Annotated in this window: 13 protein-coding genes and 1 tRNA gene; 6 read left to right on the top strand and 8 right to left on the bottom strand. The window is 60.2% G+C overall.

The window, feature by feature from the left end:
* Positions 1-3 precede the first annotated feature (3 nt).
* Positions 4-80: transfer RNA gene (locus AB5Y86_RS00800), tRNA-Arg, on the top strand.
* 344 nt (positions 81-424) lie between these two features.
* On the opposite strand, the gene pbpG is transcribed toward AB5Y86_RS00800, so the two are convergent.
* The 6 genes from pbpG to AB5Y86_RS00770 form a co-directional block, all read right to left on the bottom strand.
* Positions 425-1,252 carry a D-alanyl-D-alanine endopeptidase gene (pbpG, locus tag AB5Y86_RS00795; RefSeq protein WP_368191766.1) on the bottom strand — a complete coding sequence of 276 codons (828 nt, stop codon included), beginning with the start codon at positions 1,250-1,252 and terminating at the stop codon, positions 425-427.
* 159 nt (positions 1,253-1,411) lie between these two features.
* Positions 1,412-2,077: a DedA family protein gene (locus AB5Y86_RS00790; protein ID WP_005343012.1), complete on the bottom strand. Its 666-nt coding sequence runs from the start codon at positions 2,075-2,077 to the stop codon at positions 1,412-1,414.
* An 18-nt stretch (positions 2,078-2,095) separates the two neighbouring features.
* Positions 2,096-3,388: a hemolysin family protein gene (locus AB5Y86_RS00785; RefSeq protein ID WP_005336050.1), complete on the bottom strand. Its 1,293-nt coding sequence runs from the start codon at positions 3,386-3,388 to the stop codon at positions 2,096-2,098.
* Positions 3,389-3,651: 263 nt separating this feature from the next.
* Positions 3,652-4,710: an L-asparaginase 2 gene (gene ansB / locus AB5Y86_RS00780; protein WP_335839969.1), complete on the bottom strand. Its 1,059-nt coding sequence runs from the start codon at positions 4,708-4,710 to the stop codon at positions 3,652-3,654.
* 130 nt (positions 4,711-4,840) lie between these two features.
* The gene (locus AB5Y86_RS00775) at positions 4,841-5,035 is read right to left on the bottom strand and encodes a heavy-metal-associated domain-containing protein (protein ID WP_100654640.1); all 195 of its coding nucleotides are present in this window, start codon (positions 5,033-5,035) and stop codon (positions 4,841-4,843) included.
* 62 nt (positions 5,036-5,097) lie between these two features.
* The gene (locus AB5Y86_RS00770) at positions 5,098-6,048 is read right to left on the bottom strand and encodes an AEC family transporter (RefSeq protein ID WP_368191764.1); all 951 of its coding nucleotides are present in this window, start codon (positions 6,046-6,048) and stop codon (positions 5,098-5,100) included.
* A 138-nt stretch (positions 6,049-6,186) separates the two neighbouring features.
* Here AB5Y86_RS00770 and treR point away from each other — a divergent pair, with 138 nt between their 5' ends.
* The 5 genes from treR to AB5Y86_RS00745 all read left to right on the top strand — a co-directional run bounded on the left by treR (position 6,187) and on the right by AB5Y86_RS00745 (position 11,398).
* The gene (gene treR, locus AB5Y86_RS00765; protein WP_368191762.1) at positions 6,187-7,134 is read left to right on the top strand and encodes a trehalose operon repressor TreR; all 948 of its coding nucleotides are present in this window, start codon (positions 6,187-6,189) and stop codon (positions 7,132-7,134) included.
* Between the two features lie 192 nt (positions 7,135-7,326).
* Positions 7,327-8,757: a PTS trehalose transporter subunit IIBC gene (gene treB / locus AB5Y86_RS00760; RefSeq protein ID WP_005336043.1), complete on the top strand. Its 1,431-nt coding sequence runs from the start codon at positions 7,327-7,329 to the stop codon at positions 8,755-8,757.
* Positions 8,758-8,824: 67 nt separating this feature from the next.
* Positions 8,825-10,486 carry an alpha,alpha-phosphotrehalase gene (gene treC, locus AB5Y86_RS00755; protein ID WP_368191760.1) on the top strand — a complete coding sequence of 554 codons (1,662 nt, stop codon included), beginning with the start codon at positions 8,825-8,827 and terminating at the stop codon, positions 10,484-10,486.
* Positions 10,487-10,489: 3 nt separating this feature from the next.
* Complete coding sequence (locus tag AB5Y86_RS00750; protein WP_368191758.1) at positions 10,490-11,089, top strand: sugar O-acetyltransferase; 600 nt, start codon at positions 10,490-10,492, stop codon at positions 11,087-11,089.
* Positions 11,090-11,209: 120 nt separating this feature from the next.
* Positions 11,210-11,398 (top strand): hypothetical protein, encoded by a 189-nt coding sequence (locus tag AB5Y86_RS00745; protein ID WP_005336040.1) that lies wholly within the window; start codon positions 11,210-11,212, stop codon positions 11,396-11,398.
* A 60-nt stretch (positions 11,399-11,458) separates the two neighbouring features.
* On the opposite strand, the gene rluA is transcribed toward AB5Y86_RS00745, so the two are convergent.
* On the bottom strand, positions 11,459-12,115 hold the full coding sequence (rluA, locus tag AB5Y86_RS00740) for a bifunctional tRNA pseudouridine(32) synthase/23S rRNA pseudouridine(746) synthase RluA (RefSeq protein ID WP_042081022.1): 657 nt from the start codon (positions 12,113-12,115) through the stop codon (positions 11,459-11,461).
* A 115-nt stretch (positions 12,116-12,230) separates the two neighbouring features.
* Positions 12,231-15,098 (bottom strand): RNA polymerase-associated protein RapA, encoded by a 2,868-nt coding sequence (gene rapA, locus AB5Y86_RS00735; protein ID WP_368191756.1) that lies wholly within the window; start codon positions 15,096-15,098, stop codon positions 12,231-12,233.
* Positions 15,099-15,460: the final 362 nt, after the last annotated feature.

Below are 15,460 nucleotides of genomic sequence, written 5' to 3'. Positions count from 1 at the left end.
TGAGCGCCCGTAGCTCAGCTGGATAGAGTACCTGGCTACGAACCAGGTGGTCAGAGGTTCGAATCCTCTCGGGCGCACCATACAGACAGCCTCGACTTCGGTCGGGGCTGTTTTTTTATGGGCGATATTTAACTTTTTGGTGCGGATCCCCGTGCGCTGTTGCGGGTGGATCGCCCGTTTACCTGGCTGTTCTTGTCCTTATTTCTTCCCCTTTCTGTGATTGCGCACAGTTCTTCTGATCGTTGCACCGCCTCACCACCCTTTGCCTCATCTATAGGCGCGCTGTATGCCTGCTGTTGCTGCGGGGGACTGCGCGCAGCTCATCACTCAGGGTTTGGCTATCAACATCCTGCAAGGCCTGCTGAGGCGTTCTGCAGGCAATAAAAAAGGATGCCGCAGCATCCTTTTGTGTTGAAATATTTACTCAGCTTTTCAGCCATTTGCGAATGCGGTTGGCATCGCCGATAGGGGTGCGTTTGCCCACCGAGTTGAGCAGCACGATGGCGAGCTCGCGGCTGTCCGGTTTGGCGCGCATCACCAGACAGCGCCCCGCTTCGTCAGTGAAGCCGGTCTTGGAGAGGCGCACGTCCCAATCCGGATTTTTCACCAGCGGGTTGGTGTTGTTGAACATCAGGCTATAGGCGGGGGCGCTGAAGCGCATCTCCCGGTTCTCATCCTGAGTGAACTGACGGATCAGCGGCTGACGATAGGCGGCGGCGGCCAGCTTGCCCAGATCTTGGGCGGTAGAGACGTTGCGGGTGGAGAGGCCGGTGGAGTCATAGAAGTGGGTATTTCGCATACCCAGCTGTCTGGCCTTGTTGTTCATGGCCCGCACGAAGGCGCTGCGACCGCCCGGATAGTGACGCGCCAGTGCCGAGGCCATCCGGTTTTCGGAGGACATCAGCGCCAGATGCAGGGCGTCGCGGCGGGTCACCTTGGTGCCCATGCGGATGCGGGAGTGAGTGTGTTTGACCAGGTCCAGATCGTTCTTGTCGACCGTGATGGTCTGGTTGAGATTCTGTTTGGCATCCAGCACCACCAGCGCTGTCATCAGCTTGGTGAGGGAGGCGATGGGACGCACCTTGGTGGCATTCTTCTGGTAGAGCGTCTTGCCCGTTTTTACATCCACGACCAGGGCGCTGCTCGAGCGTACTTCCAGTTTGGCAGGGTTGGGTGCCGCGCTGACCGCAGGCAATCCCAGCATTCCCATCAACCCGACAACCAGCGCTGTTGCGCGAATCCGACACCACATACAACCGACTCCGTTCCCATCCAAAAAAAGGCGCTAGATTCACTCATTTTTACCCCGGCTTTACAAGGGCCGAGCGGGACTATTTCTGCTATTTGCGCAAAATAGGCGATCAAAAAAGCCCTCTGGCGAGGGCTTTCGGGTCGGGCGTTGGGCGAGGGGTCAATCCCGCGGCTGCGCAGCCCTGCGTTTGCTGATCCAGCGCCAGACCAGCGCCACCATGCCACCCACCAGCAGGGCCACCGGCAGATAGATGATGATGTTGAAGAACTGGGTCTGGTATTCGGCGGCCAGCTTGGTGTGGCTCAGGTAGTAGCCAAACCCGACCAGCGGGCAGATCCACATGATGGAGCTGATCAGATTGACGATGAGAAAGCGCCCCTGGGGCAGTTCGGTGGCACCCACGATATAGGGGTAGGCGGTGCGCACGAAGGCGATATAGCGCGCGGTTATCAGGGTGATGATCCCGTACTTGTCCAGCAGGTGGTAAACCTTCTGCTGGTGTCGCTCTTCCACATGGGACATCAGCCGATGGTAGAGCTGGGTGTGGCCGAGAAAGCGTCCCTGCATGTAACCGAGCCAGGTGCCGACAAAGGTGGCCATGATCAACAGCGGGATCACCCCGAGAGACAACACATCCTGATAGATGAGTACGCCGGTGAGGATCAGCAGGCTGTCACCGGGCAGAAAGGCGGTAGGGATGAATCCGTTTTCCAGTACCAGAAACGTCAGAATCACACCACAGATCATGAAGGCCATCTTGGGATCGGAAAGTGTGTTCAGATCGTGATTCATAAAGGCGTGAGCCAGTTGGTAAAACTGCTCCATACTTGCAAACTCCGCAGGTTAGCTGGGTTGATCGGTCAAGGGCATGGCGAGCACCTTGTCGATGCGCAGGCCATCCATGTCAACAATTTCCAGTTGCCACTGTTCCAGTGTCACCAGGTCTCCGGTTTGTGGAACACGACCAAGGAGCAGCATGATAAGCCCTCCGAGGGTGTGATAGTGATGTTTTTCTTCTTCTGGCAGACGAACCAACTCCAGACAGTCCTTCAACTCCGGCAGCGGGATCAGGCCATCGAGCAGCCAGCTGCCGTCGGCGCGCCGGAAGGCCCAGTTGTCCTCGCCATCCTCCTGCTGGAAATCCCCCGCCAGCGCCTCCAGCAGATCCTGCTGGGTGACCAGTCCCTGCAGCTCGCCATATTCGTCCACCACCAGCGCCATCTGTTCGCTGTGGGTGCGGAAGTGGTTGAGCAGCTCGACGCCGTTGAGGGTCTCGGGCAGCAGGCTGCCCTCCTGGGTCAGGGCTGCCAGATCGATGGGCTCCCCCTTGATATAGGCGTGCAGCACCTTGCTGACATTGATGATACCCACCAATTCTGACAGGTTGCCGTCGCAGACCGGAAAATAGCTGTGGCGATACTCCACCAGCCGCTGCAGGTTGGTCTCCAGCGGCAGCGCCAGATCCAGATAGCGGATATCGCTGCGCGGCACCATCAGGGAGGAGAGGCTGCGCTCGTCGAGACGGAAGACGTTGCGCAGCATGGTGTGTTCATGATCCTCGATCACCCCGGCTTCCGATCCTTCCACCAGCATGGCGTGGATCTCCTCCTCGGTAACGTTGGCGCTGCCGTTCTGGTTGACCCGCAGCAGCCGCAGGCTGGCATTGGTGGAGGCCGACAGCAGCCAGACGAAGGGGCGGGTCAGGGTGGCGAGCCAGTGCATGGGGCGGGCCACCAGACAGGCGATGCGCTCGGCATTGAGCTGGCCGAGCCGCTTGGGCACCAGCTCCCCTACCACGATGGAGAGATAAGTAACCACCACCACCACTATGATGGTGGCGATCAGGCCACTGCTCTTGGCCGGGAGTCCCCACTCCTGCAACCAGAGGGAGAAGGGCTGGGCCAGCAGGGATTCGCCATAGATACCGTTGAGCAGACCTATGCTGGTAATGCCGATTTGGACGGCAGAGAGAAAATGGGTCGGGTCTTCGCCCAGTTTGAGGGCAATGGCGGCGGAGCGGTTGCCTTCAGAGGCAAGCTTGCCGAGGCGAGCCTTGCGTGCGGTGACGATGGCGATTTCTGACATGGCGAAGACGCCATTAAGCAAAATCAATCCCAGCAGGATCAATATTTCCATACAGCAACAGCACTCCTTGAGTGGATAAGATCGCTGGCAGTGTAATGAATTTGGCGGCGATGCGCTTGTGAAAGCGGGTGATCCGGCTCGCTAATTTGATGATAACGCTCTGCGGTGGCCGAAAAAGATGGCCGGAAAAGGAAAGGATGACCTCGCCAAACGACGTAATGGGTGAGGCGGGTGCTTGGCGAAGTGGCATTGCATGCAGGATGGAAAAGGGCGGGAAGTCCCGCCCTTGCTTGTCACTTGTCAGACAACCCTTATCAGAACTGCTGGAACCAACGCTGGATCTGGGCCGGATCCTTGCTCTGGGTCAGGGAGAGCATCAGCAGCACCCGCGCTTTCTGCGGGTTGAGAGTGCCGGATGCCACGAAGCCGTACTTGGCATCATCGATCTCGGCATCCAGGGTGGTGGCGCCGGTCGGTACGCGGGCGGAGCGCACCACGCGGATGCCGTCTTTGCTCGCCTTGGCCAGGGTATCGAACAGGGTGTGGTAGAGATTGCCGTTACCCACCCCGGCGCTGACGATGCCGTCGAACTTGGCATCCACCATCGCTTTTGCAGGCAAGTCGGTGGCGTTGGCGTAGCTGTAGACGATGCCAACCTGCGGCAGCTTGTCGAGCTTGCTCACGTCAAACGGTGTCTTGCTGGTGTGCAGGCGGGCCGGGCTGCGCTGATAGTCGATCTTGCCGTTGTGGATGTAACCGAGCGGGCCGAAGTTGGGGGAGGAAAAGGTCTGCACGCCTGTGGTGTTGGTCTTGGTGACGTCGCGGGCATCGAGCACGGTGTCGTTCATCGCCACCATGACGCCACGGCCCTTGGAGGCGGGGTCGGAGGCGGTCACCACTGCGTTGTAGAGGTTGAGCGGGCCATCGGCACTCATGGCGGTGGAGGGGCGCATGGCGCCGACCAGCACCACCGGCTTGTCGCTCTTGACGGTCAGATTGAGGAAGTAGGCGGTCTCTTCCATGGTGTCGGTGCCGTGGGTAATGACAATGCCATCCACGTCATCCTTGGCCAGCAGCTCGTTGACCCGCTTGGCCAGCTTGAGCCACACCTCGTCGTTCATGTCCTGGGAGCCGATCTTGACTACCTGCTCACCCTGCACGTCAGCGACGTTCTTCATCTCGGGCACGGCGGCGATCAGGGTTTCGATAGCCACCTTGCCAGCCTCGTAGTTGGACTGGGTAGCCGACTGGCCTGCCCCGGCAATGGTGCCGCCGGTTGCCAGAATATGGACGTTGGGCAGCGCCATCGCCATGGGGGAGAGGGTCAGGCCAACGACGGCGGCGAGCAGGGTCTTGCGGATCGGTAGGGTCATGCTGCAAATCCTTATGGTTGGAATAATCGCAGCAAGTTTGCCCGTTTAATAACCCGGGTCTGTGATAAAACTCACCAAAAGACAGGTGAGTACAGATTTTTAACCTGTTTTATACCTCTATGGAGATAATTTAACTCGCAGAAAAACCCTTGGCTTCGATCAGGGCGATCAGCTCGGCCTTGCTCAGATCGCTCTCGATGACGGCCTTGCTGCTGGCGAAATCGACGGTCGCGGTGGTGACCGCAGGCTGGGCCAGCAGCGCTTTTTGCAGACTGGCGGCGCAGCCACCACAGGACATGCCGGACACGGTGAGTTCGATGGTCATGGAATATCTCCTCTGTTGATGAGCGCCAGCCTAAAGCTGCCGCCTCCGGCAAGGTCAAGCCGTTAGTACATCAACCCTAGGTAGTTCATCAGAGTCGCCCCGAGGCTGGTAGTAACCAGCGAACCGAGGGTGGTGGTGGCGATGATGTTCGCTGCCAGCACGCTGTCGCCCCCCATGACACGGGTCATCACATAGCTGGCGGCGGCAGTCGGGGTGGCGCTGATGAGAAACAGAATACCCAGCTCCCGATGGCTGAAGCCGAGCAGGGCAGCCCCAAGAGTGAACGCAGCCGGAATGAGGCAGAGCCGCATGATGCTGGCCCAGCCCGCAAGGGCTGCACCACCACGCAGAGCATCCAGGCTGAGGGAGGCGCCGGTGCAGAGCAGCGCCAGCGGCAACGTCATGTTGGCGAAGTAGCTGCCGGTGGTGAGCAGCAGTTGCGGCATCTTGATACCGAGCAGGGTAAACGGCAGCGCCGCCACAATGGCGATGATCAGCGGATTCTTGATGATGCCGAGCAGGATGGGGCGCATGCCGGTGGCACCGCCGAGACTGCGGGTGAGGGTGATCACTGCGAGAATGTTGTAGAGCACGGTCACCGCGCCGACATAGAAGGCCGCCGCCCCCAACCCTTCGTGGCCGTAGGCGTTTTGCACATAGGCGAGCCCGATAATGGCGCTGTTGCCGCGAAAGCTCCCCTGCACGAAGATCCCGCGCAGCCGCTGCTCCCCGATAAAACGCTCGGCCAGCAGCTCCAGCACCAGATAGCTGATAACGGTGGCGAGCAGGCCATAGCCGATAAACCAGAGGCTCGGCATGGTGGCGAAGTTGGTACCGAGAATACTGAGAAAGAGCAGAGCGGGCAGGGTGACCTGAAACACCAGCCGCGAGGCGGATTCGGTAAAGGGATCCGGCAGCAGCCCCAGCCGCTTGAGCAAGATGCCGAGCAGCAGCACCACGCAGATGGGGCCTGTGATGGAGAGGGAGAAGAGCAGACTGGCCAGCAGATCCATGATGGGCATCCTGTGCTGTGCCCACACACCGCTGACGGCGGGGCAAAAAGGGCATTCTAACGCCATGGGCTTGTATTCACAGGGGTTAATCACAACAATGTGGGCAATTCCACCGCCTAGCCTCCTGTGAGCCAATTCATGGACAAGAAACTGACCATCCTCGATATCGCCAGACTGAGTGGCGTCGGCAAGTCGACCGTCTCCCGTGTGCTCAACCAGGATCCCAAGGTGAAGCAGGAGACCCGCGAGCGGGTGGAGCAGATCATCGCCGAACATAGCTTCGTGCCGAGCAAGTCGGCGCGGGCCATGCGCAGCCAGAGCCAGCAGGTGGTGGGGATCATCGTCTCGCGGCTCGACTCCAGCTCGGAGAATCAGGCGGTGCGCGGCATGCTGGAGACCCTCTACCAGCGTGGCTACGATGCCGTGCTGATGGAGAGCAAGTTCTCCCCCGCCAAGGTACAGGAGCATCTGGCGGTGTTGGAGCGGCGCGGGGTGGATGGCATTATCCTGTTCGCCTTCAATGACTTGGACTATGCCGCCATGGCGCCGCTGAAAGAGAAGCTGGTGCTAGTCGCCCGTGAATATCCCGGTTTCTCCTCGGTCTGCTTCGACGACGCCGGTGCGGTGCGCACCATGCTGGCGCAGCTGGCAAGCCGTGGCGCCCGCGACATCGCCTATCTGGGGGTGGATACCTCGGATCTCACCACCGGCCAGCGCCGCCTAGATGCTTATCTCGCTTACTGCGCAGAGCAGGGGTTGCGCCCGCGCAGCGCCCTCGGTGATCTCAGCCTGCAGAGCGGCTACCGGCTGGCGGCCGAGCTGCTTACCCCCTCCACCCAGGCGTTGGTCTGCGCCAGCGACACCCTCGCCATCGGTGCGGCAAAATACCTGCAAGAACAAGGGCGTAGCGAGGTGCTGGTGACCGGACTTGGCAACAACCCCATGCTCAGCTTTCTCTTCCCCAACGCCCTCAGTCTCGATCTTGGCTACAAGGGGGCAGGGGAGCAGGCGGCGCGTCAGCTGCTCGGCCAGATTGAGCAGGATCAGCCTCCGCTGGTGACTATCGCCCCCTGCCGAGCCCTGTGAGCCCCATCACTTCCGACTGAACAAAAAGTACGCTTTTTGTGACGCTGGCCACGTATTGGGAACGTTCCCATTTCGATCTGGCCAGATTGTCGGCATGCTAAATGGGAACGATACCAAAAACGCTCCGGCCGACAGACTGGCTCAAAAGGGCGATACAGACCACTATTCAATGGCGTCACAGAGGGAAGACCCATGTCCAAGATCAACGCACAGCAGCTTGCCACCCTGATCGACAAGATCGGCGGCAAGGAGAACATCGCCACCGTCAGCCACTGCCTGACCCGGTTGCGCTTCGTCCTGAACGATCCGGCCAAGGCCGACAGCAAGGCCATCGAAACCATCCCGGCGGTGAAGGGAAGCTTCACCCAGGGCGGTCAGTTCCAGGTGGTGATCGGTAACGAGGTAGAGCAGTGGTACAAGGCTCTGACCGAGCAGCTCGGCGTCAGCGGTGGCAGCAAGGAGACCGCCAAGCAGGCGGCGCGCCAGAACATGAACCCGCTGGAGCGAGGCATCTCCCATCTGGCGGAGATCTTCGTACCGTTGCTGCCCGCCATCATCACCGGTGGTCTGATCCTGGGCTTTCGCAACGTCATCGGCGACATCAAGATGTTCGACGATGGCACTCATACCCTCACCGAGATCAGCCAGTTCTGGGCTCAGGTACACGCCTTCCTCTGGCTGCTGGGCGAGGCGATTTTCCACTTCCTGCCGGTCGGCGTCTGCTGGTCTGCAGTGAAGAAGATGGGCGGCTCCGAGATCCTCGGTATCGTGCTGGGGGTGACGCTGGTGTCACCGCAGTTGATGAACGCCTACGGCATTGGTCAGCAGACTCCCGAGGTGTGGGACTTCGGCCTGTTCGTGATCCAGAAGGTGGGTTATCAGGCGCAGGTCATTCCGGCGCTGCTGGCGGGTGTCTTCCTTGCCTGGGTGGAGACCAACCTCAAGCGGATCATTCCGGCCTATCTCTATCTGGTGATTGTGCCGTTTGTCTCGCTTTTGCTGGCAGTGATCGTGGCCCACGCCTTTATCGGCCCGTTCGGTCGCTGGATTGGTGATGGCGTCGGTTTCGCTGCCAAGGCTGCCATGACCGGCTCCTTTGCTCCCATCGGTGCCGCCCTGTTCGGTTTCCTCTATGCACCGCTGGTCATTACCGGTATCCACCACACCACCAACGCAGTGGATCTGCAGCTGATGCAGAGCATGGGGGGCACACCAATCTGGCCGCTGATCGCCCTCTCCAACATTGCGCAGGCTTCTGCGGTCGTCGGCATCATTCTGATTAGCCGCAAGGAGAACGAGCGGGAGATCTCGGTACCTGCCGCCATCTCCGCCTACCTCGGGGTGACCGAACCGGCCATGTACGGCATCAACCTCAAGTACAAGTTCCCCATGCTGTGCGCCATGGTGGGCTCCAGCCTTGCCGCCCTCATCTGCGGTTTCGCCGGGGTGATGGCCAACGGCATCGGGGTGGGCGGCCTGCCGGGCATCCTCTCCATCCAGCCGCAATACTGGGCGGTATTTGCCATCGCCATGCTGGTCGCCATCGTGGTGCCGGTGGTGCTGACCCTGCTGGTCTACAAGCGCCAGCAAGCCGCTGGCAAGTTGGCCCAAGCCAGCGCCTGACACTGATTATCAGGGCGACCCAACGGGTCGCCCTCTCCATTTCATATTCGAGACAAGAGAAAGACCCATGAGCCAAACACCCTGGTGGCAGAGTGCCGTGATTTACCAGATTTACCCCAAGAGCTTTCAGGATTCCGCTGCCCGTGGCACCGGCGACCTCAAGGGGATCATGGCCCGCCTCGACTATCTCAAGACGCTGGGGGTCGATGCCCTCTGGCTGACTCCGGTCTACGTCTCTCCACAGGTAGACAACGGCTACGACATCGCCGACTACCTTGCCATCGACCCCGCCTACGGCACCATGAATGATTTCGAGGCGCTGCTGGCCGCCGCCCACGCGCGCGACATCCGCATCGTGATGGATATCGTGGTCAACCACACCTCCACCGAGCATGCCTGGTTCAAGTCGGCGCTGGGGGACAAGAACAGCCCCTACCGCGACTACTATATCTGGCGCGATCCGGTGAATGGCGGCGTGCCGAACAACTGGCAATCCAAGTTTGGCGGCAGCGCCTGGGAACTGGATCAGGCCACCGGTCAGTACTACCTGCACCTGTTTGCCCGCGAGCAGGCGGATCTCAACTGGGAAAATCCGGCGGTGCGCGCCGAGGTGAAAAAGATCATCCACTTCTGGGCCAAGAAGGGGGTGGATGGTTTCCGTCTCGACGTCATCAACCTTATCTCTAAGGATCAGGCGTTCCCGAACGACGAGATTGGCGATGGCCGCCGCTTCTATACCGACGGGCCGCGCATCCACGAATTTTTGCAGGACGTGAGCCGCGACGTGTTTGCTCCTGTCGGCGCCATGACGGTGGGGGAGATGTCCTCCACCAGTCTGGAACACTGCCAGCGTTACGGCGCGCTGGACGGCTCAGAGCTCTCCATGGTGTTCAACTTCCACCACCTCAAGGTGGATTACCCCAACGGCGACAAGTGGACCAAGGCGCCGTTCGATTTCCTCGAACTCAAGCGCATCTTCAACCACTGGCAGAGCGGCATGCATGGCAAGGGGTGGTCGGCGCTATTCTGGTGCAATCACGACCAACCGCGCATCGTTTCCCGTTTCGGTGACGAGGGTGAGCATAGGGTGGTGGCCGCCAAGATGCTGGCCAGTACGCTGCACGGCCTGCAAGGCACCCCCTACATCTATCAGGGGGAGGAGATCGGCATGACCAGCCCCGGCTATCAGCACATCGATGACTATCAGGATGTGGAGAGCCGCAACATCTTCGCCATCAAGCAGGCGGAAGGGATGAGCGAGGCCGAGATCCTCGCCATTCTCGGCGCCAAGTCCCGCGACAACTCGCGCACGCCGATGCAGTGGAGCGCAGCGGCCAATGCAGGTTTCACCAGCGGGACGCCCTGGCTCAAGCCTGCCGCCAACTATCCCGAGATCAACGCCGAGGCGGCGCTGGCCGACCAGCACTCGGTGTTCTGGCACTATCGGGATCTCATCGCCATTCGCAAGGCGCACCCCATCTTCACTCAGGGGGATTATCAGGAGCTGCTGACGGGGCACCCGCAGATCTGGGCCTATGCCCGCCGTGCCAACGGTCAGACCCTGCTGGTGGTGAGCAACTTCTACGGCGAGCCGGTGGAGTTTGCCTTGCCTGCCGAGCTGCAAAGTGGGCAAGGTCGGCTGCTGCTCGGCAACTACCCGGATAGCCCGGCCCAACCGCAATCGGGTATGCTGCGCCCTTATGAATCCCTGATCTGGCTGATGGAGTAGGTAATGGAGAAGGTGGTGCGCGGTACCGAGTGGCAGAAGATGGTGGCGGGGCAGCCCTATGATGCGGGTGATCCTGAGCTGAAAGCGGCGCGCGAGCGCTGCCGCCGGCTCTATCACACCTTCAACACCAGCTGGCAGGAGAAACCGTCGCAGGATGCTTTGCTGCACGAGCTGCTCGGTAGCCGCGGCCAGGAGTGTGCCATCAATCCGCCGTTCTTCTGCGACTATGGCGCCAATATCTTCGTCGGCGAGAACTTCTACGCCAACGTCAATTGCACCATCCTCGACGTCTGTGAGGTGCATATCGGCGACAACGTGCTGCTGGCGCCCGGGGTGCAGATCTACACCGCCGCTCATCCGGTGGCGGTGGCGCCACGTATCAAGGGTGTCGAGTTCGGCAAGCCGGTACGGATCGGTCACAACGTCTGGATCGGCGGCAGCGTCGTCATCTGCCCCGGCGTCACTATCGGTGACAACAGCGTTATAGGCGCAGGCTCGGTGGTGACCAAAGATGTGCCCGCCAACGTGGTGGCGGCTGGCAACCCTTGCAAGGTGCTTCGGCCGATGACGGCACAGGAGCTTGAAGGCGTCATCCAGCGGTGAACCGGGGCCATGAATGCTATTGCTATCTGATTGATAGAAAAGCGACTTTCAGATTGTTTTGCATTCAGTGCTTATGTTCGGGGCTGCTTGGCCGATACTGTTGAGTGCAGGAGGAACCCTATGGATATATCAAGTTCTGCAAATGCGTCGTTTGGTTCTGCTCTGATGACGGCCAGTCTGGCCAAGAAACAGCAGACCCAAGAGGGCGAAGCTGCGCTGAAGCTGCTGCAAAACGCAGCGCAATCAGCGCCGGTTGCACCGACATCGGCCAGCGCTTCTCTGGGAAGCAAGATCGATATTCGCGTCTGACCCTAATGAAAAAGCCCCCATCTCGCGATGGGGGCTTTTTTATCTCTGCGATTTGCGGGATCAGACCGGGAAAGGAGCTGGCGCCTCGAAGGTCATCCGCTCGCCGCTACGGGGGTGACTGATGGTCAACATGGCCGCATGCAGGTAGAGATGGGGGGCAGCCGCCAGCGCATCCGGATGAGCATAGAGGTTGTCACCCAGGATCGGGTGCCCCAGCTCCAGCATATGGACGCGCAGCTGGTGGGAGCGACCTGTGATGGGGGTCAACTTGATCAGGCTGTTGCCGTTCTCCACTTTAAGTTTTTCCCACAGGGTCAGAGCGTGACGCCCCTCCTCGTGATCCACCTTCTGTTTCGGGCGGTTGGGCCAGTCGACGCAGAGCGGCAGGTCAACCTGACCCGACTCTGCCTCCGGCTCGCCCCACACCCAGGCGAGGTAGTGCTTCTCGGTCTCCCGCTCGCGAAATTGTCGGCTCAGTTCCCGATGAGAGTTGGGATTGAGAGGAATGACAATGACGCCAGTGGTGGACATGTCGAGGCGATGAGCTGCCGCCGCCTTGGGGTGCTGTTGTTTCACCCGATGCAGGACGCTGTCTTCATTCTCGGGGCCGCGCCCGGGGACGCTTAGCAGGCCAGTGGGCTTGTTGACCACCATGATGTCCTTGTCCTTGAACAGGATATCGAGCCAGGGTTCCAGAGGCGGTGAGTATTCAAACATAAATGTCTCGCATCAGAAGGTGGGGGCAAGCCCCCATCAGTTATGGGTAACCATGACAAAGCGGCATTGGGTATCCAGTTTGAGCTGGGTCTGGCCGCTGTCGGTCGGTACCTTGTCAGTTATGGGTGACCACGATAAAGCGGATGGCATCCAGCTTGAGTTGGGTCTGATCGATCAGGTGGTGCAATTCTGCCTGCAGATTGCGCAGATAATCCAGCTCGCTGTCTCGCACGTTCGGGTTGACCGCCTTGAGCGCTTCCAGACGATCCAGATCCTGCTGCAGGGTCTGCGCCATCTGGGCACGGGCCTTGTCGACAATCCCGGCTTTCAGCTCTTCGGCAATGGCCTGGCCCTTGCCAATCAGACCGTGGATCACCGGTTGGGATGCAGTCACGAGCTTGCTGCCGAGGTGGCGATTGACCGGCGTCAGCTGGCGGTTGAAGGCATCGAACGCCACTTTCTCACCCAGATTCTGGCCGTTCTTGTCCATCAGCAGACGGATCGGCGTCGGCGGCATGAAGCGGTAGAGCTGGGGATGGGCCGCAGACTCGGCAACGAAGATCAGCTCAAGCAGGATGGAGCCGATGGGCAGCGCCTTGTTCTTGAGCAGTGCGACCGAGGTGGCACCGATCTCGGAGCCGAGGATCAGGTCGATACCGCCGCGCATCATGGGGTGATCCCAGGAGAGCAGCGCCATGTCATCCCGCGACAGGGCGGTGTTGCGATCGAAGGTGATGGTCATGCCGTCTTGCGGCAGGCCCGGGAAGCTGGAGACCAGCATGTGATCCCCGGGGGTCAGCACCAGCGCGTTCTCGCCACGGTCATCCTGATTGACGCCGATCTCGTCGAACATCTTGAGAGCAAAGGAGATCATGCCGGTGTCGTCATCTTCGGCGGCCAGCTTGTCGACCAGCTGCTGGGCGGCGGCGCCACCGCTGGAGTGGATCTCCAGCAGGCGATCGCGACCCTGCTCCAGTCGGGCCTTGAGCGGCTCGTGCAGTTCGCGGGTCTTTACCAGCAGGGCCTCGAGGGCTGCCTGATCGCCGGTGTTGGCGGCCAGCAGCTCGAACAGCTCTTCACGTACCGCTTCGAATACCGGGCGGGCAGTCGGGCAGGTCTGCTCGAACGCGTCCAGACCATCGTGATACCAGAGCTGCAGGGCGCGCTGGGCAGTCCCTTCCAGATAGGGAACGTGGATCTCGACGGTATTCTGCTGACCGATACGATCCAGTCGGCCGATACGCTGTTCCAGCAGATCCGGGTTGAGAGGCAGATCGAACAGCACCAGATGGCTGGCAAACTGGAAGTTGCGACCTTCGGAGCCGATCTCGGAGCAGAGCAGCACCTGGGCGCCACCCTCCTGCTGGGCGAAATAGGCGGAGGCCTTGTCCCGCTCGAGGATCGACATCCCTTCGTGGAACACGGCACCACGGATCCCTTCACGGGTACGCAGCGCCTCTTCCAGCGCGATGGCGGTTGCTGCTTCGGAGCAGATCACCAGCACCTTCTGCTGACGGGCAGAGAGCAGCAGCTCCAGCAACCATTCGACGCGCGGGTCGAACTGGGTCCAGGTGGCGTTGTCACCTTCGAACTGCTGGAAGATCTTCTCGGGGTAGAGGTAGCGCAGGGCACGGGTCTGCAGATCGCCACCGTTGCCACCCATCATGCCCATCACCTTGATGGCAGTCTTGTACTGCTCCGGCAGCGGCATGGGGTAGACGTTGAGGTGACGCTCGGGGAAGCCTTGAATATTGGCGCGGCTGTTGCGGAACAGCACCCGGCCGGTGCCATGCTGGTCCAGCAGCTTGGCGACCGCCTGCTGACGGGCAGTCGCATCGCTCAAGTCCAGCCCTTCCAGCTGGCTGGCGAGGATCTGTCTGGCTTCATCGCTCAGGGTCTCGCCATCCAGCAGCTCTTGCGCTGCGCTGGCGACCTGACCATAGGCCTGCTCCTCGGCGAGGAAGGCCTCGTAGTCGTAGAAACGCTCGGGATCGAGCAGGCGCAGACGGGCAAAGTGGCTCTGGTGGCCCAGCTGATCCGGGGTCGCAGTCAGCAGCAGCACGCCCGGCACCTGTTCGGCCAGCGCTTCCACCATCTCATAGGCACGGCTCGGCGCCTCTTCACTCCACTCCAGATGGTGGGCTTCGTCGACAACCAGCAGATCCCACTCGGCTTCCAGCACCTGCTCGAAGCGACGACGCTTCTTGCGCAGGAAGTCGAGGCTGCAGATCACCAGCTGTTCGGTCTCGAAGGGGTTCTCCGCATCGGCGAACGCCTCGATGCAGCGCTCCTCGTCAAACAGGGAGAAGTGCAGGTTGAAGCGGCGCAACATTTCGACCAGCCACTGATGCTGGAGCGTTTCGGGCAGCAGAATGAGCACGCGATGGGCGCGGCCGGAGAGCAGCTGCTGATGAATGATCATGCCCGCTTCGATGGTCTTGCCCAGACCCACCTCATCGGCCAGCAGTACGCGCGGAGCGTAGCGGTGACCCACCTCGTGGGCGATATAGAGCTGGTGCGGGATCAGGCTGACCCGGCCACCGGCCAGACCGCGAGTCGGGTTGCGACGACGTTGGTGCTGGTTGACCAGCGCCTCGTAGCGCAGGGTGAAGCGGGACATCCGATCGATCTGACCGGCGAACAGGCGATCCTGCGGCTTGTTGAACTTGATAAAGTTGTTGAGAAACACTTCCTTGAGGGCAACGGGCTCATTATTGTCGGTGCGCACACCTACATATATAAGCAGGCCGCCTTTCTCCTGCACTTCTTCGACCGTCATGGTCCAGTCTTCGTGACTGGTGATCTGATCGCCCACATTGAAGCTGACCCGGGTCACCGGCGCCTCTTCTTTGGCATACATACGGTTTTCACCGGTAGCCGGAAACAACAGGGTAACCATGCGTCCTTCAACAGCAACGACAGTCCCCAACCCCAGATCCGTCTCTGTATCACTAATCCAACGCTGGCCAAGTGCAAAAGGCATTAAACTCTCCAAAGCCCAAGAGTGTGTGAATCGCAAAGGGGCGCTATGTTACCCGAAGGCGTGACCTCGATCACCATGCATATAGATGTAGAGAGACCAAATCGCCACAACCTTAGATCTGCTACCATCGCCACGCAATATAGAGGATAGCGAGCTCGCCAAACGGGTGTGTTATTGCAGGATAAATGCGCTTTTTGGGTGATTAGTGAACGGTTGAACCAAAAATGCGAATTTAATTCGAAAACACCCTTGCAAGCGTGATCCAGATCCCTATAATGCGCCTCCATCGACAGGGCAAGCGGCAACGCAGAAAGCCAAGTCGATAACCTCGAAAAGCCTTTGAAAATAAGGCTTGACTCGAG

Origin of the sequence: Aeromonas sp. s8 (genome assembly GCF_040907785.1) — a bacterium.
GTDB lineage: Bacteria > Pseudomonadota > Gammaproteobacteria > Enterobacterales > Aeromonadaceae > Aeromonas > Aeromonas veronii.
The sequence above is the reverse complement of the archived record's forward strand: the minus strand, read 5'-3'. Positions and strand labels throughout refer to the sequence as shown.